18 protein-coding genes are annotated in these 19,813 nt (G+C 64.0%); 11 read left to right on the forward strand and 7 right to left on the reverse strand.

The genetic code is table 11. From position 1 onward, the window contains the following. Positions 1 to 144 precede the first annotated feature (144 nt). Entirely contained in the window at positions 145 to 1,134 is a 990-nt protein-coding gene (locus tag NKI47_RS26500) for a sugar-binding protein (RefSeq protein ID WP_023675805.1), read from the reverse strand. Positions 1,135 to 1,561: 427 nt separating this feature from the next. Here NKI47_RS26500 and NKI47_RS26505 point away from each other — a divergent pair, with 427 nt between their 5' ends. From NKI47_RS26505 to NKI47_RS26555, 11 genes are all read left to right on the forward strand, one after another. Then, positions 1,562 to 2,302 carry an ATP-binding cassette domain-containing protein gene (locus tag NKI47_RS26505; RefSeq protein ID WP_352700186.1) on the forward strand — a complete coding sequence of 247 codons (741 nt, stop codon included), beginning with the start codon at positions 1,562 to 1,564 and terminating at the stop codon, positions 2,300 to 2,302. Positions 2,303 to 2,336: 34 nt separating this feature from the next. After that, the gene (locus tag NKI47_RS26510; protein ID WP_254820532.1) at positions 2,337 to 3,335 is read left to right on the forward strand and encodes an ABC transporter permease; all 999 of its coding nucleotides are present in this window, start codon (positions 2,337 to 2,339) and stop codon (positions 3,333 to 3,335) included. Positions 3,336 to 3,650: 315 nt separating this feature from the next. Beyond that, complete coding sequence (locus tag NKI47_RS26515; protein WP_352594153.1) at positions 3,651 to 4,478, forward strand: AraC family transcriptional regulator; 828 nt, start codon at positions 3,651 to 3,653, stop codon at positions 4,476 to 4,478. A 108-nt stretch (positions 4,479 to 4,586) separates the two neighbouring features. Then, positions 4,587 to 5,030 (forward strand): SRPBCC family protein, encoded by a 444-nt coding sequence (locus NKI47_RS26520; RefSeq protein WP_023675802.1) that lies wholly within the window; start codon positions 4,587 to 4,589, stop codon positions 5,028 to 5,030. 33 nt (positions 5,031 to 5,063) lie between these two features. Continuing rightward, positions 5,064 to 5,858, forward strand: a complete 795-nt coding sequence (locus NKI47_RS26525) for an FAD binding domain-containing protein (protein ID WP_352594154.1) — start codon at positions 5,064 to 5,066, stop codon at positions 5,856 to 5,858. 49 nt (positions 5,859 to 5,907) lie between these two features. Continuing rightward, on the forward strand, positions 5,908 to 6,390 hold the full coding sequence (locus NKI47_RS26530; RefSeq protein WP_352594155.1) for a (2Fe-2S)-binding protein: 483 nt from the start codon (positions 5,908 to 5,910) through the stop codon (positions 6,388 to 6,390). Positions 6,391 to 6,404: 14 nt separating this feature from the next. Next, positions 6,405 to 7,772, forward strand: coding sequence for a xanthine dehydrogenase family protein molybdopterin-binding subunit (locus tag NKI47_RS26535; protein WP_352594156.1), 1,368 nt, complete (start codon positions 6,405 to 6,407; stop codon positions 7,770 to 7,772). 1 nt (position 7,773) lies between these two features. Then, positions 7,774 to 8,778: a xanthine dehydrogenase family protein molybdopterin-binding subunit gene (locus tag NKI47_RS26540; protein ID WP_352594157.1), complete on the forward strand. Its 1,005-nt coding sequence runs from the start codon at positions 7,774 to 7,776 to the stop codon at positions 8,776 to 8,778. Between the two features lie 9 nt (positions 8,779 to 8,787). Then, positions 8,788 to 9,669, forward strand: coding sequence for an AAA family ATPase (locus NKI47_RS26545; protein WP_352594158.1), 882 nt, complete (start codon positions 8,788 to 8,790; stop codon positions 9,667 to 9,669). 235 nt (positions 9,670 to 9,904) lie between these two features. Next, entirely contained in the window at positions 9,905 to 11,041 is a 1,137-nt protein-coding gene (locus tag NKI47_RS26550; RefSeq protein ID WP_352594159.1) for a vWA domain-containing protein, read from the forward strand. Beyond that, positions 11,041 to 11,928, forward strand: a complete 888-nt coding sequence (locus NKI47_RS26555; RefSeq protein ID WP_352594207.1) for an amidohydrolase family protein — start codon at positions 11,041 to 11,043, stop codon at positions 11,926 to 11,928. The genes NKI47_RS26550 and NKI47_RS26555 overlap by 1 nt, the downstream gene beginning before the upstream one ends. A gap of 213 nt (positions 11,929 to 12,141) precedes the next feature. Here the strand turns inward: NKI47_RS26555 and NKI47_RS26560 are convergent, their stop codons facing one another. The 6 genes from NKI47_RS26560 to NKI47_RS26585 form a co-directional block, all read right to left on the reverse strand. Further along, positions 12,142 to 12,549, reverse strand: a complete 408-nt coding sequence (locus NKI47_RS26560) for a carboxymuconolactone decarboxylase family protein (RefSeq protein ID WP_352594160.1) — start codon at positions 12,547 to 12,549, stop codon at positions 12,142 to 12,144. 406 nt (positions 12,550 to 12,955) lie between these two features. Beyond that, the gene (locus tag NKI47_RS26565) at positions 12,956 to 14,452 is read right to left on the reverse strand and encodes a sugar ABC transporter ATP-binding protein (protein ID WP_352594161.1); all 1,497 of its coding nucleotides are present in this window, start codon (positions 14,450 to 14,452) and stop codon (positions 12,956 to 12,958) included. After that, positions 14,452 to 15,510, reverse strand: a complete 1,059-nt coding sequence (locus tag NKI47_RS26570) for an SMP-30/gluconolactonase/LRE family protein (protein ID WP_352594162.1) — start codon at positions 15,508 to 15,510, stop codon at positions 14,452 to 14,454. The genes NKI47_RS26565 and NKI47_RS26570 overlap by 1 nt, the downstream gene beginning before the upstream one ends. Then, positions 15,507 to 17,630: an ABC transporter permease gene (locus NKI47_RS26575; protein WP_352594163.1), complete on the reverse strand. Its 2,124-nt coding sequence runs from the start codon at positions 17,628 to 17,630 to the stop codon at positions 15,507 to 15,509. The genes NKI47_RS26570 and NKI47_RS26575 overlap by 4 nt, the downstream gene beginning before the upstream one ends. Before the next feature lie 83 nt (positions 17,631 to 17,713). Further along, entirely contained in the window at positions 17,714 to 18,739 is a 1,026-nt protein-coding gene (locus tag NKI47_RS26580) for a sugar ABC transporter substrate-binding protein (protein WP_352594164.1), read from the reverse strand. A 57-nt stretch (positions 18,740 to 18,796) separates the two neighbouring features. Beyond that, on the reverse strand, positions 18,797 to 19,783 hold the full coding sequence (locus NKI47_RS26585; protein ID WP_023675789.1) for an ABC transporter permease: 987 nt from the start codon (positions 19,781 to 19,783) through the stop codon (positions 18,797 to 18,799). Positions 19,784 to 19,813: the final 30 nt, after the last annotated feature.

Here is a 19,813-nt window from a genome sequence, read left to right on the forward strand (position 1 = left end):
CCCCCCGGGGGGGTTGGTGCCAAACCCGAAAGCTCGGGCCACCAATGGGCGGGGGCAACCCCCCAACCGCGGGGCCGGGGGGGGGTTTTTTTAGGCCCTGGGAGCGGGGGCCGCCGGGCGCGGGGCCCCCCCGAAACTGCGAACCTACTTCTGGATGCAGGTGTCGACGGTGTCCTTGGTGCATTCGTCGAGGCCGGTGAACACCGGATCGGCGACCGGCTTGCCGTCGACCAGGTCGATCATCACCGAGGGCGCCTTGTAGCCCATCTCGAACGGCCGCTGGCCAACCAGCGCGGTCACCAGTCCGTCACGGGCAATCGCCACCTCGTCGCCGATCGTGTCGGCGGCGCCGATGACGAAGGCGTTGCTGGCGATCTTGTCGGCCATCGGCTTGAACAGGTCGCGGTAGGGCTGCGGAGCGCCGAACAGCGGCCAGCCGCCCATGATGCCGAAGGCGTCGAGATCGGGATTGGCGGCGAGGATGTCGGTCATCGCCTGCACGCCCTTGGCGCCGTCGTCATTGGTGAACACCGGGCAGCCGGCAACTTCCGTCCAGCCGCCTTCGCCTGCCAGCGCCGCGAGGCCGTCCTTGCCCGACAGCGCGTCACGCATGCCCTGCGCGCGGCGCAGGATGTTGTCGGCGGCCGGATTGCCTTCGATGGTGCAGATCTTGCCGCCATTCGGCTTGGCCTTCTTGATGTATTCGCCGATCTTGTGACCCATCAGGTAATTGTCGGTGCCGAGATAGGTCTTGCGCAGCGCCGCATCTTCCTTGCTGAGGTCGGCGTCGAGGGTCATGATCGGGATCGACGGATTGGCGCTTTTGATCGTCTGCGCGATCAATGGCGCGTTCGACGGCGAAATCGCCATTGCCACCGTGTCGGGCTTGCTCAGCATGTCCTGGACGATCTGGGCTTCACCGGCCTCATCCGAGGTCGATGCCGGTCCGGTGTAGAAGCACTCATATTCCGAGCTGGCGTTTTCCTTGTTCCATTTCTCGCAACCCTGGTGGATGGCCTCGAAGAATGGATTGTCGAGACCCTTCACCACGATGACGAGCTGTTTCTTGGCCATGGCCGGCCCGGCACCCAACGCCATGACGGCGGCGGCGGCGAGCAATAGTGATTTCCTCATGTCAGTCCTCCCTTTTGAAACAAACGGACACCGCGTGCCCGCCACACACAGACCGACCCGGAGCAAGATGACAGAGGACGTCGCACTCGTGTCGCCAAGCCAGGTCGATAAGCATTTTCATATTCAGTCTCAGACCGGCACCGACAGATATCGCTGGTTACCAAATCCCTGACCGACAAACCCTCACCGATTCCTTCCGGCAACCCGGTGGCTCGGCGCAAGCTCCTCCGACACTTAGCTAATATCGCCTTGTCACCGACGTCAATGCTATTTGTCCTACAAAACTGATTTTTCGAAAGAAGCCGTGGTTGACGCCAAGGAGGCTTATGCGTAAATGGGCAAAATCGCTGCTTCCGGGAGGAACTGGGGAGAGCGAATGGCCGCGGCAGAACCGCAGGCCGCAAAGCACGGGGAGGCAAGAAGGCTGGTGGCGGTTCTCGAACTCACCAACATCTCGAAGCATTTTGGCGCCATCCAGGCGGTCAACGACGTTTCGTTGTCGATCGAGGCCGGACAGGTTGTCGGCCTGATGGGCGACAACGGCGCCGGCAAGTCGACGCTGGTCAAGATGATCGCCGGCAATTTCCCGCCGAGCCATGGCACGATGCAGATGGACGGCAAGGAGCTGATCCTGCACAAGCCGGTCGAGGCGCGCCAGCACGGCATCGAAATCGTCCATCAGGACCTGGCACTGTGCAACAATCTGACGGCCGCCGCCAACGTCTATCTCGGCCGTGAATTGGGCCGCGGCCTCGGGCCGCTTCGCATCCTCGACTATGCTGCGATGTACAAGCGTGCCGGCCAGATCTTCGCCGAGCTGAAATCCGAAACGCGCCCGCGCGACCTGGTCAAACAAATGTCGGGCGGCCAGCGGCAGGCGGTGGCGATCGCCCGCACCATGCTTTCGCAGGCCAAGATCGTGCTGATGGACGAGCCGACGGCGGCGATCTCGGTGCGCCAGGTCGCCGAGGTGCTGAACCTGATCCGCCATTTGCGCGACCAGGGCATCGCCGTCGTGCTGATCAGCCACCGCATGCCCGACGTCTTTGACGTCGCCGACCGCGTCATCGTCATGCGGCGCGGCCGCAAGGTCGCCGACAAGACGATCGCATCGAGTTCGCCGGAAGAAGTCACCGGACTCATCACCGGCGCCATCGAACAGGTATGATTGACGCCTCAACCATGAGTAAAAAAGGTCGATAATGGCAGTCACCCTTGATCAGACGATCGCGCACAAGCAGCACACCTTGCTGAGCAAGGTGTTTGCCAGCCAGACCTTCTGGGTGGTGATCGCGGTCATCCTCGCCTGCCTGTTCCTGTCGGTGGCCACGGATTCCTTCGCCACGACCAAGAACCTCTACAACATCACCCGCAACGTCACCTTCGTCGCCATCGTGGCGCTCGGTATGACCTTCGTCATCATCACCGGCGGTATCGACCTGTCGGTCGGCTCGGTGCTTTGCCTGTGCTCGATGGTGCTGGCCGTGACCATGCATGCCGGCTACGGCATCGAGATCGGCATTGGCGCTGCGATCGCGACAGCGCTGATCATCGGCGCCTTCAACGGGGTTCTGATCGCCTATCTCGGCTTTCCGCCCTTCGTGGTGACGCTCGGCATGCTGTCGATTGCACGCAGCCTTGCCATGGTCGCCTCCAACAACACCGTCGTCTTCCAGTTCGGGCCGGACCACGACAAGCTGCTGGCGCTGGGCGGCGGCGCCTGGGTGTTCGGCATCGCCAATCCGGTGCTCTACATGATCGTGCTGGCGTTGATCACCGGCTTTGTGCTGCGCTGGACCAAATTCGGCCGGCACATCTTCGCCATCGGCGGCAACGAGCATGCGGCAACGCTGACCGGCGTTCCGGTGCGCCAGATCAAGGTCGTCGTCTACATGATCTCGGCATTGGCGGCTGGCCTTGCCGGCATCATCCAGACCGGCTGGCTGGGCGCGGTCACCACCAATCTCGGCAACGGCATGGAGCTTCAGGTGATCGCTGCCACCGTCATCGGTGGCGCCAACCTGGCCGGCGGCATGGGCACAGCCTTCGGCGCGGTCGTCGGCGCGGCGCTGATCGAGGTCATCCGCAACAGCCTCGGCCTGCTCGGCATCAATGCCTTCTGGCAAGGCGTGTTCATCGGCGGCGCCATCCTACTGGCGGTCCTGTTCGACCGCATCCGCAATTTCAGGCGCAACGACTGACGTTCAAGCGCAGCCTCCCCCTTCTCCCCTTGTGGGAGAAGGTGTCGCCGAAGGCGACGGATGAGGGGTGCTCCAGATTGGCATCGCCTCATTTCTTCCAACACCCCTCAACCGTCTCGGCGCTAGCGCGCCGATCCACCTTCTCCCACAGGGGGAGAAGGGGACGCGCTCCTATCGCCGGGTCTGAAAATCCGCCGCTGCGGCGCATGGCCGGCGCCCGGACGTGCACATCCGTCTTGACGCAAGCCCGAACTGAGCCGCACAATCGCTCGCAGCAGGCGAAGGGAGGCCAGTCGCCTGCGGGAGGATATACCCATGACGGAAGCGATCAGGCTCTACTGGGGCCGGTTCGGACATGTTTCTGTCCTGAACGTCGCCAGCGACTTCGTCACCCATGCCCATGTCGAGGCGCATATCATCATCTGGCTGGAAGGCACGGCCGGCGAGATGACCATCGGCCGTGAGGCGGTGCGGCTTGGACCGGGCACTGCCGCCGGCATCAATTCCTTCCAGCCGCACAGCCACGCTCTGTCCCGCGACGGCACGCCTGGCCTGTTCCTCGCCTTTTACATCGACCCGGACTGGGCTCGAAGGCGCCGCGAGCTGCCTTCCGCCGCGCCGCTGTTCTCCGCCCCGGCAATCACGCTCGAGCCTTGGCTGCACAAGGCAGCGGCCAACCTCCTCGATCATCTCAGCGACAATGAGAGCATCGACGACATCGCCAACTACGAGATCGAGCGCTTCATCGACAGCGTACTCGACGCCGCCGATGCCTCCGCACCGCAGACGGTGCGCGCCCGCGTCAACACCATGCAGGACTTCCGCGTCCGCAAGGCGATCCAGCTGATGAAAGCCAATGTCTGCGAGCGTATCTGCTTCGACGACGTGGCGCGCAGCGTCGGCCTGTCGCGGCCGCATTTTTTCGCGCTGTTCAAGGAACAGACCAATCTGACGCCCAACGTCTATTGGAACACGCTGCGCATGGAGGAAGCGGTGCGGCAGTTACAGTGGTCGCAGGAGCCGCTGATCTCGGTCGCCTGCAATCTCGGCTTCACCACGCAAGGCAATTTCTCGCGCTTCTTCCGCGACCATGTCGGAGTCCCGCCGACGCTTTACCGCGAGGCGGCGCGGGCGATCAGCTGAGCGCCCGTTTTTTCAGACTATTTGATAGGCGTTCAAGACGCATTGATAAGCGCTGCCGAGCCTGCCGCCCTACCCTCCCAAGCAGCTGATTTGCAAGGGAACGATCATATGGCGAAAGTCACCATCTCCAGCGTCATCGACGCACCGGTCGAAAAGGTCTGGGCGCGCATACGCGACTTCAACGGCCTGCCGACCTGGCACCCGCGCATGGTCGAAAGCCATATCGAAGACGGCAAGGATGCCGGCACGATCGGCTGCGTGCGCAATTTCCAGCTCGCCAGCGGCGCCCGCCTCCGCGAAAAGCTGCTCGATTTCTCCGACGAGAACTTCCTCGTCAGCTACGCCATCCTGGAGACGCCGCAGCCGCTGACCAACCACAAGTCGACGCTGCAGTTGCGGCGGGTGACGGACGGCGACCGCACCTATGCCGAATGGACCGCCAGCTTCGACGCCGCTCCCGAGGAAGCCGATAAATTGGCCGAAGGCATGGGCGCCAATGTTTTCCAGGGCGGGTTCAACGCCCTGAAGAACCACTTTGCCGGCCAGAGTTGAATGACGGACTAAGCCCGAAAAAGGGAGCGTTCCATGGCGCTTGCACTGCAGACTTTCGCGACGGTGAAGGACGCCGGCGCGGCGCTGAAAGCCGCCGGCGCCCGCTATCTCGGTGGCGGCACACTGGTCGTGCGCGCCGCCAATGAAGGCGACGTGTCGATCTCCGGTTTCATCCGGTCGACCGAACCGGCGCTGTCAATTATCCGCATTTCCGGCGGCGAGGTCCGCATCGGCGCTTCGGTGACCATGGCGGCGGTCGCCCGTCACTCGGATCTCACCCCCCTTGCCCACGCCGCGCGCGCTGTCGGCGGCCCGGCGATCCGCAACATGGCGAGCGTCGGCGGCAATCTCTTCGCGCCAACGCCTTACGGCGATTTCACCGTTGCGCTGCTGGCTTTGGATGCAACTGTCAGCACCGATGACGGCGAGCTGCCGATTGAGACATTCCTGGCGAAACGCGAGAGCAACCACGCCATCGTCACTGCGGTCGGCTTCACGCTTCCGAAGGAAGGCGGCTTTCGCTTCCTGAAAGTGTCGAGGGTCAAGCCAAAGGGCATTTCGGTGCTGAGCATCGCGACCGTGCTGGAGCACGCACCGGACGGCACTGTGTCGTCCGCGCGGATCGCGCTCGGCTGCATGGCCGACCGGCCGATCCGTGCCAGGGCGGCGGAGAAGGCCCTGATTGGCCGGGAACTCACGAGCGAGGGCATCGCACCGGCACTGGCTGTTGCCCGCGACGGCACTTCGCCGCGAACCGATCCGATCGCCAGTGCCTGGTATCGCAACGAAGTCCTGCCGGTCCATCTCGGCCGGCTGCTGCTCGCCTGAAAGACCGTGGCGCGTATGTCCGCCTGGCTGCGGCGCAAGGAGTAAAAAGATGGCAAAGGTCCCGGTTCAGTTCACGCTCAATGGTGCCGAAAAGGCCGAATTCATCGACAGCGGCACAACGCTGCTTCATGCGCTGCGCGACAAGATCGGCGACACCTCGCCAAAAGGCGGCTGCCACCAGGGCACTTGCGGCGCGTGCTCGGTCATCATCGATGGCGAGCTCAGGCTCTCCTGCCTGACGCTGGCCGAGACCTGCAACGGCGCAACCGTCACCACCACCTCGGGACTGGCGGAAGGCGGCGTGCTGCATCCGCTGCAACGCGCTTTCCTCGACGCCTTCGCGACCCAATGCGGTTTCTGCACGCCGGGCATGATCATGGCCGCCAAGGTGCTGCTCGATCACACGCCGAACCCCAGCCGCGAGGATGTGGTCGAGGCACTGTCCGGCAATATCTGCCGCTGCACCGGCTACGAACCGATCATCCAGGCGGTGCTGAGCGCTGCGCGCTCCAATTCGCAGAGCGCGGCTTGAGGGGAGTTAAGAAAATGGAACTCCGCAAGAGCTACTTCGCCGACCAGCGCAAGGACGATCTGCACGAGATCGGCCAGCCGCGGCCGCGCTCGGATTCGCCCGGCCATGTCACCGGCAAGACCACCTATTTCGCCGACCGCAATTTTCCCGGCATGCTGCACCTGAAGATGGTGCGCAGCCCGCATCATCACGCCCGCATCCGCAGCATCGATACGTCAGAGGCGGAAAAGCACCCCGGCGTCGTCAAGGTGCTGACCGCCAAGGATGTGCCGCACAATGTCTACACCATCCTGATCCTGATCCAGATCGGGCCGGAGGACGAGACGGTGCTGGCCGACGGCAAGGTGCGCTGGAAGGGCGAGGCCGTGGTGGCGGTGCTGGCCGAGACCGAGCGCGCCGCGCAGGAAGCCGCCGCCAAGGTCAAGGTCGATTACGAGGTGCTGCCGGCCGTCTTCGACATGGACGAAGCGCTGAAGCCCGGCGCGCCGATCGTCAATGAGTACCATGGCCGGAACTACTATCTCTACGATAGCGGCGAATGCCGCAAGGTGCGCTTCGGCGATGTCGAGGCAGGCTTTACAGGAGCCGACCACGTGCTCGAACAGACCTACCAGTCTTCACCGATCGAGCATGCGCCGACCGAAACGACCGGCTGCATCGTCGCGCCGGAGGGCAACGACCGCTTCACCTGCTACACCAACACGCAGGCGATGTTCTTCACTCTCGATAACGCCTCGATCATCCTGCAGATGCCCGGCAACAAGCTGCATTTCGTCGGCGGCACTGTCGGCGGCGGCTTTGGCGGCAAGGTCGACGTCATCGTCGAGCCGATCGCCATCCTTGGCGCCAAAATAACAGGACGACCGGTCTGTTTTATCTACAGCCGCGAGGAAGAGATGCAGATTTCCTCGCCGCGCGCCGCCGAGAAAGTCGTCATCAAGGACGGCGTCATGAACGACGGCCGCATCGTCGCGCGCAAAGTGACCGGCTACACCGACGCCGGCGCCTATTCGCGCCATTCGCCCTACGGCGCGCAGAAGGGCGCCGGCCATTATCCCGGCCCCTATACGATCCCGAACGTCTGGATCGACACCTACTGCGTCTACACCAACCGCACCCCGTCCTCGGCGATGCGCGGCTTCGGCGTCACCATCGGCGATTTCGCGCTGGAGGTACAGATGGACAAGCTCGCCCGGCTGATCGGCATGGACCCGCTCGAATTCCGTTTCATCAACGCCTATCGCGATGGCGACATGAAAGCACATCGGCAGCCGACCGAGGGTGCTGCGCTGATCGAGTGCATGCAGGAAGCCTCGCGCGCCGCCAACTGGCCCGTGGCAGAAAAATTCATGGCGATGTCGTCCTACGCGAAGGGAGCTTGAGATGGCGATCAGGCGCGGACGCGGCGTCGCCGCGATCAACTACCCGACCGGCATGAATCTCGGCGGCGACCCGACCCAGGCGCTGGTGCATTCGACGCCGACCGGCAATTTCATGGTCACGCTGTCGAGCGTCGATCTCGGCCAGGGCATGAAGCAGATCATGGCGCAGATCTGCGCCGAGACGATCGGCGTGCCGACCGACCGTGTCGTCGTAGACACCGCCGACACCGATACCGGTCCGCACTGCATGGGCACCTTCGCCTCGCGCGGCACGCATCGCGCCGGCAACGCCGTCATCCAGGCGGCCAGGGAAGCCCGCCAGGTGATGCTGGAAGTGGCGGCCGAGGAGCTTGAAGTCAATGCGTCCGACCTCGAGACCGATGGCCAGGGCAACATCCTGGTCAAGGGCGCGCCGCAGAAATCGATCTCGATCTTCGATGTCGCGCTGTCGGCGCATTTCAAGCGCGGCCGTTCGATTTCCGGCCGCGGCATGTTTTTGATCCCCCGCTCCTATCCCGAAAAGGAGACCGGCGCGATGAAGCCGTCGAACTGCTACGCCCACGCCTGCACGGTTGCCGAGGTCGAGGTCGACGACGAAACCGGCGAAGTCACCGTGCTGACGGTGAAGAACGTCTTTGAGATCGGCCGCGCGCTGAACCCGAAAATGGTTGAACAGCAGCTCGTCGGCGGTTCATGGATGGGCATCAGCCATGCGCTCTACGAGACGACCGAACCCTATTATCCCAACCGCGACCATGGCGGCACCGATTTCAACCAATATCTGATGCCGGGACCCGGCGATCTCGCACGAACCGAGATCATCGTGCTGGAACGGCCCTCGGCCGACGGACCGTACGGCGCCAAGGGGCCGGGCGAGATGTGCGCCAACCCGCAAATCCCGGCGGTGGCCAACGCCGTATTCGACGCGGTCGGTGTGCGCATCGATACGCTGCCGATCACGCCGGAGCGCATCCTGCGAGCGCTGAAGGCGCAGGCGCCAAACTGAGTGCTGGAAATGCCCAAGAGAAGCGCCGAGACTGTCGCGACCTCGCCGGAGGCAGTGGCGTCGCGCCTCGCCGCCTCGCGCTATCTGGCCGATGAAAGCTTGGCCACGGCCATCTTTCTGGCGATAAGGCTGGGCAAGCCGCTGCTGCTCGAAGGCGCGCCCGGCGTCGGTAAGACCGAAGCTGCAAAGGCGATTGCCGAAGTTCTCGGGCGCGATCTGGTTCGGTTGCAATGCTATGAGGGCATCGACGCAGCACACGCGCTCTACGAATGGAACTACCAGCGCCAGTTGCTCGCCATCCGCCACGCCGGCGAGCACGAGGTCGACATCTATGACGACCGCTTTCTGATCGCGCGGCCGCTGCTGCAGGTGCTGAAGGCGCCGGAAAAGCGCGTGCTGCTGGTCGACGAGATCGACCGCTCGGACCATGAGTTCGAAGCGTTGCTGCTGGAATTCCTGTCCGATTTCCAGATCAGCATTCCCGAGCGCGGCACCATTCGCGCGACGGCCCAGCCGATCGTCATCCTGACCTCGAACCGCACCCGTGAACTGGCCGAAGCGCTGCGGCGGCGCTGCGTCTATCACTGGATCACCTATCCCGACGCCATTCGCGAGGCCGAGATCATCATGCTGCGCGCCGGCGATGTCGCCGAGGAAACGGCGCGCGCCGTGGCTTCCGCCGTGCGCGACATCCGCGCGCGTCCGCTGGCCAAGCCGCCAGGCATCGCCGAGGCGGTCGAATGGGCCAATGCCGCCAGCATCCTCGAAAAGGGCGGCAGCCCCTGGCCGGAAGCGTTTCGCCGCGCCATCGGCGTGCTGATCAAGGACGAGGAGGATCTATCCTGCATCGCGCCCGAGCTCGGCAAGATTGTCGAGGAGGCGCTGGCGTGAGCCGGGAAGTCGGCAATCCCCTCCTCCCGTCCATTCCGCAACGTTGGCGGGACAGCACCCCCCTCTGTCCTGCCCTCTTTGCCACCACTTGACATCTCCCCCTCAAGGGGGGAGATCAGATGTCATCCCGGCTTTCGCTAAACTCCAACATTGCAGGGCTGAGCGGAGCGTCAAAGCTGCCAATCTCCCCCTTTGAGGGGGAGATGTCCGGTAGGACAGAGGGGGGCGCGAAGGAATGATGCGGGGAGAAAGCTTGCCGCGCGCCGCAACCCCAATGCTCGGCTTCGGCCGGCTGCTGCGCCGCTATGGCTTTGCTGTCGCGCCGGAGCAGGTATCAGACTTCATGCAGGCCGTAACCCTGCTCGGGCCGCGCTCGATGGCCGACATCCACGAGGCGGCCCTTGCCACGCTGGCGCCGCCGCCCGACCGCCGCGACGAATTCGAGGCGCATTTCCGGAGCCATTTCTATGGGGACGCCGCGGCGCTGGTCGAAGGCGAGGCCGACGAGGAAACCCGCATCAAGGACGATGGTGCAACGGGCGAAGAAGAAATCGAGGTGGTCCGCCAGGAGCAAGGCGGCGAACTGTCTTCGGCCAGCGAACAGTTGAGCGTCCGCGAGTTCCAGCGCGACAGCGACGGGCTTGCCGCCTTCCGCCGCAAGCTCGCCACCGCGTTGCCCGCCCGCCGCTCCTTCCGCACCGTGCGCACGAATGCCCGCGGCAAGCTCGACCTGCGCCGCTCGCTGCGCGAAATCGTCAGTGCCGACGGCGATATCCCCTCGCCGCTGCTGCGCCGGCGGCAGACAGTGCCGCGCAAGCTTCTCATGCTGATCGACGTGTCCGGCTCGATGAAGCTCTACACATCGGACTATCTCAAGCTGGCACACGCGGCGGTGCAAGGCGCCGACCGGGCGGAGGTCTTCACTTTCGGCACACGGCTGACCCGTATCACCTCGCCGCTGCGCATTCGCGACCGCAATCAGGCGCTGGCCCGCGCCGCTGCCCAGGTCGACGACTGGGACGGCGGCACCCGCATGGGACCGACGCTGCTCGCCTTCCTGTCGGTGCCGCGCTTCTCCGCTTTTGCGCGCGGGGCGGCAATCGTCATTCTGTCCGATGCGCTGGAGCGCGGCGATCATGCCGAGCTGGAGACGGCGATGCGCCGGCTGAGCGCCCGCGCCTTTCGGCTTTCGCTGGCGACGCCGTTGGCCGGCGACCCGCGCTTCCGGCCGGCAACGGCAGCACTTCGCGCCATCCTGCCGGTGCTCGACGATCTGGTCGACGGCTCCTCGATCGCCGGCCTCACCGAGTTCATCCTGTCGCTCGCCCGCCCCGCTCCGGCGGCCGCGCCAATCTGGAAAAGGGTTTCGTGATGCAGAAGGCGATCGACGCGCATTTCCACATCTGGCGCCGAGAGGACCAGCCCTGGCTGGTCGGACCGATGGTGCCGCGCATCTTCGGTCCATACGAGCCGATCCGCCGTGACTATCCGATCGAGGAATTCCTCGCCGATCAGCAAGGTTCGGGTGTCGAGAAGGCGGTCTATGTGCAGACCAACTGGGCGAAGGAGGATTTCGAAAAAGAGGTCGCCTTCCTGCAGAAGACCGCGGAAGAAACCGGCTGGCCGCACGCCATCGTCGGCTATGCCGACATGACCGTGGACGACGTGCGTTCCCAGATCGACCGGCTGATCAAATACCCTCTGCTGCGCGGCGTGCGCATGCAGCTGCACTGGCACGGAACGCCGGCCTTCCGCTTCGCCGCCTCGGCCGATCAGGTCATCGACCCCAAGGTGCGGGCCAATGTCGCGCGGCTGAAGGATTACGGCCTGTCCTTCGACCTGCAGCTTTTCCCCGCCCAGATGAAGGACGGGCTGACGCTCGTCGGCGACAACTCCGAGACGAATTTCATCCTCACCCACGCCGGCATGCTGACCGACATGGAGCCGGAGACCACCGAGGCGTGGAAGTCCGGCCTGCGCACGCTGTCAGCGGCGCCCAACCTCTATGCAATGCTGTCCGGCCTCGGCACCTTCGTCCACCGCAACGACCCGGCGCTGATCAGCTATATCGTCGACAACGCCATCGACATCCTCGGCAGCAATCATCTGATGTTCGGCTCGAACTTCCCGATCGAGAAGCTGTGGACCAGCCATGCCGAGCTGATCAGGGCGCACCGCGAGGCGGTGGGCAAGCACGGCACGGCGGCAGAGGCGGATATTTTCTGGAACACTGCGGCGAAGGTTTATCGGCCGGTGTAGCGCGCATCCCTTCTCCCCTTGTGGGAGAAGGTGGATCGGCGCGTAGCGCCGAGACGGATGAGGGGTGCTGGAAGAAACTCGGCGGAGAAAATCCCAGCGATTTGAAGCACTTACGTCTCCAAGGCCGCGATCCGTCCAGCACCCCTCATCCGACCGAGCTTCGCTCGGCCACCTTCTCCCACAAGGGGAGAAGGGAAGGCGCCGCGCCTCACCTCACCGCACCTCGAACTCCGGATCGACCGGGATCTGCAGCGCTGTCACCATCTGGTTGGTTTGCCCGGCCAGCCCGATGATCGACACCAACTCGCCATGCTGCGCGTCGGTCATGCCTTTGGCCCGCGCTGCGGCGGTGTGCGAGTGGACGCAATAGGAGCAGCCATTGGCGGTCGAGACGGCGATGTAGATCATCTCCTTGGTAAGCGGATCGATGGCGCTGTCAGCGACCATCACCGCCTTGAGCTGCTCCCACACCCGCTTCAGCGAAACCGGATCATTGGCCAGCCCGCGCCAGAAATTGTTGACGAAGTCGGATTTGCGCGTCGCGCGGATATCGTCGAACACCGCCTTCACGGCGGGAGTCGCCTCGACCTCGGCATCGGTCAGAAGTTTCGTCGTGGCCATGGCTTGGTCCTTTCGCTTTGAATCGTTATGCGAGGTCGTTGAATCAGGTCGGGAGAAAAGGCGGCTAACCGTCTTGGATGAATCAGCAATTGACGCGCTGAGGCAAGACCGTAAGGCTGGCCGAGGCCCCTCACCTTCGTCATCCCTGGGCGAAGCAGGAGCGAAGCTCCGTCGCGGAGACCCTGGGATCCATGCCGTGACCTTAGCCGAAGAACGCAGCGAAACAGAATTCTGCACCGCAGCAGCGCTCTGATGTAGCGGCATGGATCCTGGGGTCTGCGCCGCGTCGCTTCGCTCCTTGCTTCGCCCCAGGATGACGAAACGACGGGCGCCTCGGCCAATCTCCAAAGTGTACGATCCGCCGGCGCAAAAACCATCCAAATGTCAACCTTCCGCGCCCGGGAACCTAGTGCACGGCCGCGTACATGATCTTCTCCTCCGTCGCCTCGGCAGGCGAGAACTCCTCGACGATGCGGCCTTGCCGGCAGACCAGGATGCGGTCGGACAGGTTCATGATCTCCGGCAGGTAGGACGAGATGACGACGACTGCGAGGCCTTCATCGGCCAGCCGGTTGATGATCTGGTGGATTTCGGCAATCGCGCCGACATCGACGCCGCGCGTCGGTTCGTCGAAGATGACGATGCGCGGCTTCTGCACCAGCCCCTTGCCGATCACCACCTTCTGCTGATTGCCGCCGGAAAGCTCGACCACCCGGGCATTGTCGTTGATCGCCTTGACGTTCAGCGTCCTGGTCCATTCGGCCGACAGCGTCCGCATCTCCTGCGCATTGATTACCCAGCCCTTTTCCCGCCCCGCCGCCAAAAAGCCGCCGAACAGGTTCTCGGCGACGTCCATCGTCTCGAAAATCCCCTCGCTCTTGCGATCTTCGGTGACATAGACGATGCCGTCCGCCACCGCCTCGCTCGGCACGAGATAGCGCACCGGTCGGTCGTGCAGCTCGATAGTGCCGCCGCGCAGGAAGTCGCGCTTGTAGATGCCGGAGACGATCTTGAACGTCTCGGTGCGGCCCGAGCCGATCAGTCCGAAGACGCCGGTGATCTGGCCCTCGAAGATCGAGAAGGAATTGTTGCGCACGACATTGCTCATCGAGATGTCCTGCACCGACAGCACCTTCTTGCCGGGCTTGCGCAGTTTGGTCTCGTCGCGCTGGCTGTAGAGCTGTCCCGAAAGCGTGCGCCCGACCATCGCCGCGACGATCCTGTCGCGATCGAAAGCGACGGTATCGTCGGTGATCACCAGCTCGCCGTCGCGCAGGATGGTGATGCGGTCGGCGATATCAAGCGCCTCTTCGAGCGCATGGCTGATGAAGACGATCGACACGCCCCTTGCCTTGAGCCGGCGGATCAGCGCGAAGAAGTGCCGCTTTTCCTCTGGCGTCAGCGTCGCCGTCGGCTCGTCGAAGATGATGATCTCGGCATTGTGGTGGACGGCGCGTGCAATTTCGACCATCTGCCGCTTGGCCGCGCCCAGCGTCGCCACCATGGCATTAGGGTCGACGGGAAAATTCAGCGACTGCAGGAACTGCTGCGCCGAGATGTAGGTGCCGCGCAGCCGGTTGAGAAAGCTCTCGGTGCCGAGATAGAGGTTCTGCGCCACGGTCATCGACGGCACCAGGCTGGTCTCCTGGAACACCATGGCGATGCCGGCTTGAAGCGCCGCATGCGGCGAGGCGTAGGCGATCTCCTGGCCCTTGTGGAACATCTTTCCCGATGTCGCGTCGACAACGCCGGCGATGATCTTGGTCAGCGTCGATTTTCCCGCGCCATTTTCGCCGAGCAGCGCGTGAATCTCGCCCTTGCGCAGCTCGAAGCTGACATTCTTCACCGCGGGCACGCCGCGATAGGTCTTGGTCACGTTCTCCAGGCGGACGATCGGTTCCATCAGCGATGCCCTCCTGAGGCCAGATCGATAGCCAGCAGGCAATCGCCGCCTTTCGAGGCGATGAACAGGCGACCGTCTTTCTCCGCCACGCTGCAGATGCCGTGGCGCGTGCCGTTGGCGCGGCTGTGCAGGCTGAATTGCGGCCGCATCTCCCGATCGAGCCTGACCACCAGCCCGTAGGAGCGGCTCGGCGACCATGGCTTGTGGATGCCCATGGTGCGGATGCCGCCGCATTGCAGCGGCTCGAGGAAGCTGCGGTTGGAGGCGAGTGCCGGCGCGATCCAGTGCTGCGGCGGCACTTGCGCCAGCATGTCGTTTCGATAGTGCGTTTCCTGCAGCACGAATTCGATCAGACGGTTCCGGGGCGCAAACAGCGCCAGCCAGGCACCGCCATCGGCGGCGGGCGATAGCCGCGCGGGATAGCCGGGCAGATGCGCCAGCACCGTCGAGCGGCTGCCTGTCGCGCTGTCGAAGCGGACGAGTTGGTGCCGCCAGCTCTCGCCGACCAGCACGTCCTTGCCGGTTGGATGCAGCCCATAGGGAAAGGCGATGTCACCGGCGAGCTTGCGGAATTCGCTGCCTGCCGGATCGCGCTTCCACAGCGAACCCGATGCGCCCTTCTTCATCAGATCGGCGGCCCATTGCGACGGCCCGTGGTCGGCCGAGCCATTGGCCAGCCAAAGCGTGCCATCTTCCGCATAGGCGAGTGCTGTGATGCAGCGGATCTCGGCCGGCAGGGCGGCCTCCTTGCCTGCAATCAGCAGCCTGCCGCTTTCGAGCCCGACCGTCAGTTCGCCGGCGGGCGAGCGCGCGAGCGCTGTGACGCGGGAGGGAAATGTCTCGACCAGAACAGGCGCGCCACCGGCGGTGACCGCGTAGACGGCATTGGCACTGGACGCCAGCAGCCGGCCGTCAGCGATCAGCAGATTGTCAGGCTCGGGCAGTTCAGCAAAGGCCGCAGCATCGTCCAGCAGCGTATTCGGCCTGAAGGCGCCATCAAGCGGCGGGATTGTCACCGCCTTGCCGCGAAAGATGTCGAGGATCGGGTCCAGCATCATGCCTTTGCTCCCCAGTAGGAAGCAGGGCTGGTCCAGTTCGGGTCGGCGCCGGCAATCCGGTAGCGGCCGATCCGGTTGTTGAGGATGCCGCCCACGAACAGAAAACCCTTGTGCTCGCGCATCGAAGTCACCATCGGATGCGCGGCGCCCGACAGGTCGCCCATCGCCTCGACGATGCCGCCGTTCTCGTCAAATTTCACCACACCGCCGGTGTTGATGTTGGGGAACAGCCATTCGTCCTGCGGCAGCCGGCGCGTCATGCGCTTGCGCATGTCGGGATGGCGCAGCGACAGGTCGAAGCTTGGCGTGCGCATGCCAAGCCAGGCCATCCAGTAATTGCCGTCTGACGCTCGGTTGATGTTGTCGGGGTAGCCCGGCATGTCGCGGATCACGCATTCGGCGGTGCCTGCTTTCGGCCCCACCAGCCAATAGCGATGCACGCGGCAGGCCCAGCTTTCGGCAAAAAACAGCGACTTGCCGTCATGCGCCATGCAGACGCCGTTGGTGTAACGGTAGCCGTCGAGCAATGTCTTGGTCGAACCGTCCTTCGGATCATAGACGAGCAGCCGCCCGGTGGCGCGGTTCTCGATCGAGTCCAGCGCCCAGTCGTGCGCGTCATAGCGCTTGGTGGAATCGGTGAAGTAGATGCGGCCGTCCGGCGCGATGTCGCAATCATTGGGGTCGCGCAGCCGCGCATCGTCGACGATCGAGGTCCAGGAGCGCGACGTTTCCGCCGAAAGCCGCTTCACCTCGCGCTGCGGCGAGACCGAATAGAGGCCCATCGCGCCAACGCAGCTGATCAGATCGCCTGTCTTGTCGAAGGCCAGGCCGAGCGGAAAGCCGCCAATATGGGCAAAGACCTCCGAGCGTTTGTAGTCCGGCGCGAAGAAGCGGACGATCTCGCCATGCCTGGTGCCGCAATAGAGATGGTCGTCGCGGTCGAGGATGACGTCTTCCGGCCCTTCCAGCTCGCCGAGCCCGATATGGTCGGCCTCCGACAATCGGTTGTCGAGTTCGTAAGGCGTGCCCGAGCCCGGTGCAGCCGACTGCGTTGCCCCCATCTTCAGATAGACCGGTGCGACATAGACCTCGTCCAGCACCTTGTGGCGGTTCTTCAGCCAGCGAATGTCGATGGTGACGGCGACGGCCAGCATGATGCCCAGCACCATCTGGTTGGTGCCGGTGCCATAGCCCAGCCGGATCAGCCCGTTGGTCATGGTCAGCACGATGATCGCGCCCATCAGCCCCTTGATCACCGAACCGCGGCCGCCGCCCAGGCTGACGCCGCCGACGACCGCCGCCGTCAACGCCATGACCTCAAGGTTGAGGCCGGTTCCCGGCCCTGCCCCGCTCAGCCGGCAGGCGATGAGAAAGCCGCCGAGCGAGGCGCAGAAGCCGGAGAACACATAAGTCATGAACACGGTGCGGCGCACGCGGATGCCGGCATTGTGGGCCGAGCGCCGCGACCCGCCTACCGCCTGCACATGCCAGCCGGGCCGCGAGCGCGTCAGCGCGACGTGGGTAATGATGGCCAGGATAATCGCCGCCCACACCGCAACCGAGAGGCCCCAGAAGGTGTCATCGCCGATGAAGTCCAGCACATCCGATGTGGCATCGGAAAGCTGGACGTCGGCGGCATAAGTGGTGACTAAAATGTCGAACAGCGCCCGCCCGAAAATGAAGGTGACCAGTGTCGTCAGGAACGCGCGCAGCCTGAAATAACCGATCAGGTAACCGTTGATCGCGCCGAACAGCAGGCCGGTGGCGATCGAGGCGGCCAGCGCCAGCCACACCGATTGTTCGAGGATGAAGAAGACGAAGACGGCGGAAAAGCAGGACAGCGCGAAGATCGAGCCGACCGACAGGTCGATGCCGCCGCCCAGCATGACCACCGTCATGCCGGTGACGACCAGCGAGAACTCGCCGAGCTGGCGGGTCGATTCCTGCAGCGACATCGGCTTGAAGAAGCCGGGGATGATCGAACCGAACACGCCGAGCGTCGCCACCAGCGCCAGGAAAGGAATGGCGTTGTCGGTCCAGCGCTTGCTTAGGATCTCGCCGACGAGGTGGTCGGGCACGAGATTGTAGCGCCAGGATTGAAGGCGTTCGCGAAAGGACATCGGTTGCTGCTGCCACTCAAGAGAGAAAGAGGCGGCCGAACCCGGTCCGGCCACCTCGTCGATGCTTGCAACGGACCCGCGGTTTACTTGGCCGCAGCTTGGGCTTGCAGTGCCTTCAAGTCCCAGCAGCTGTCTGGCTTGAGGTCGGCCTTGGTTGTCGCCTTCTCCAGCGTATAGATGTAGGTGTGCGAGGTGCCGGCCGGCTGGCCACTCTGCAACAGGAACTTGATGACGGCGTTCATGTCGCCCGACTGGCGGGCAAGGTCGGTCATCACCACCGCGCCATAGGTGCCGTCCTGCAGCTTGTCGCAGTCGGCGGTCTTTTCGCCACCGCCGGTGGTGACCAGAAAGACTTTGCCCTCGAGCTTGGCATCGCGGATCGCGGCCGATGCGCCGGTCGCGTCGCCGTCCCAGAAATCGATGATGGCGCAGATGTCGGGGTTCTGCTGCAGCATCGTCGTCGTCACGTTGCGCGAGGTCGTCGCATCCCAGTTGGAGTCCGGCTTGGCCACGACCTTGAAGTCGGGGTTCTTGTCCAGCACCTTCATGATGCCGGCATACTGGTAGAGGCTCGACGAGTTGGCCTGGTCGCCCTGCACCAGCCCGATCTTCTTGGACGAGTTCGGCCCACAACCCTTGATCGCCGCTTCGGCTTCCAGCTGGCCGAGGCGATCCCAGTCGCTGCCGACAAAGGCATCGGCCGGGAAGTTCGCCGGATTGTCGACCAAAAGCACATAGGTGCCGGCCGCCTGCGCCTTCTTCATCAGCTTGGCATAGGAGTTGAGGTCGGGCGAGTGGATGATCAGCACGTCCGGCCTGGCGTCCGACGAGATCGCGTCGGTTATCGCCTGCGCGCCGGCATCGACCACCCAGTTCGGGTCACGCGTCTCGAACACGCCGCCCCAGGCCTCGACCTCCGTCTTCAGGTAATGCGCCCAGCCCTGTGCCAGGTCGAAGCCCATCGCCATCGGGACCAGCATCACGCGCTTGCCCTTGAGTGCTTGCGAATAGGCGCCCGGACCCGGATCTTCGGCCGCGAAGCTTGGCGCCACGAATGCGGAGGCGGCGAGCGCTGCCGCGGCAGCCATAAATGTCCTGATGATTTTCATGTCACATCCTCTGGTTTGGTATGTCGTTCGCGGCCGGCCCCAACCGTTCGCGTCAGTCTAAATGTCGCCTTGTTGCGCGGTCTGCTCGTCGCGCGGATTGATGAACCCATCGACGATGATCGCCGCCAGCAGGATCGCGGCCTTGATCAGGTTCTGATAGAGCAGCGGAATGTCGATGATGGTCATCGCATTGAGCAGAATGCCGATCAGCGCGGCACCCACCAGCACGTTGCGCACCCCGCCCCGCCCGCCAGACAGACCGATGCCGCCGATCACCGCCACCAGCACGATGTCGTAGAGCAGCGTGGAATTGACGATGCGGGTGTTGATCGAATGCAGGCTGGCGGCGGTGAGCAGGCCGGCCACCAGAGAGACCAGGGCCGACAGCACGTAGCGCAGCACCAGCATCGGGCGCACTGGAATGCCGATGTTGCGCGCGGCGACCGGGTTGTCACCGGCGAAATAGACGTAGCGGCCCCATTTGGTGTAGCGCAGGAACAGGAAGAATGCGAAAGCCAGCCCGGCGAAGACAAACACCTCGACCGGGATGTCGAGGAAACGCAGCCCGCCCAGAAGCTCGACCCAATGGCCGGGCGGCACCGGCACGGCGTCCTGCGTGATCAATTGTGAGCGCACATAGCCGAAGACGAAGGATGCGGTCGCCAGCGTCACGAAGATCGCCGGAACCTCGGCGTAGGCGACCAGGATTCCGTTCAACAGCCCGATTGCGAGAACGCCGGCGAGCACATAGGCGAAGGCCAGCCCGTCGGATGTTCCCGAATTCAGCAGTTGCAGATACCAGGCGACCGACATCGCCATGATCGCCACCGCCGACAGGTCGATGCCTCTGCCTATTATGACGACCGCCATGCCGAGCGCCAATATTCCCAGCACCGAGACCGAGCGCACGATGGCAACGAGATTGTTCGAGTTGATAAAACCAGGCAGTCCGATGGCCGCGGCAATGAACAGCACAACCGCGATGGCAAAGACAATGCCCTCCTGGTTCAGGCTTCTCCAGTTTAGCCAGCCGGTCGCGTTCATTGCCCGCTTTCACCCGCGATGGCTACGCCC

The sequence above is a fragment of the Mesorhizobium sp. M0633 genome, assembly GCF_040320645.1.
Taxonomy (GTDB): domain Bacteria; phylum Pseudomonadota; class Alphaproteobacteria; order Rhizobiales; family Rhizobiaceae; genus Mesorhizobium.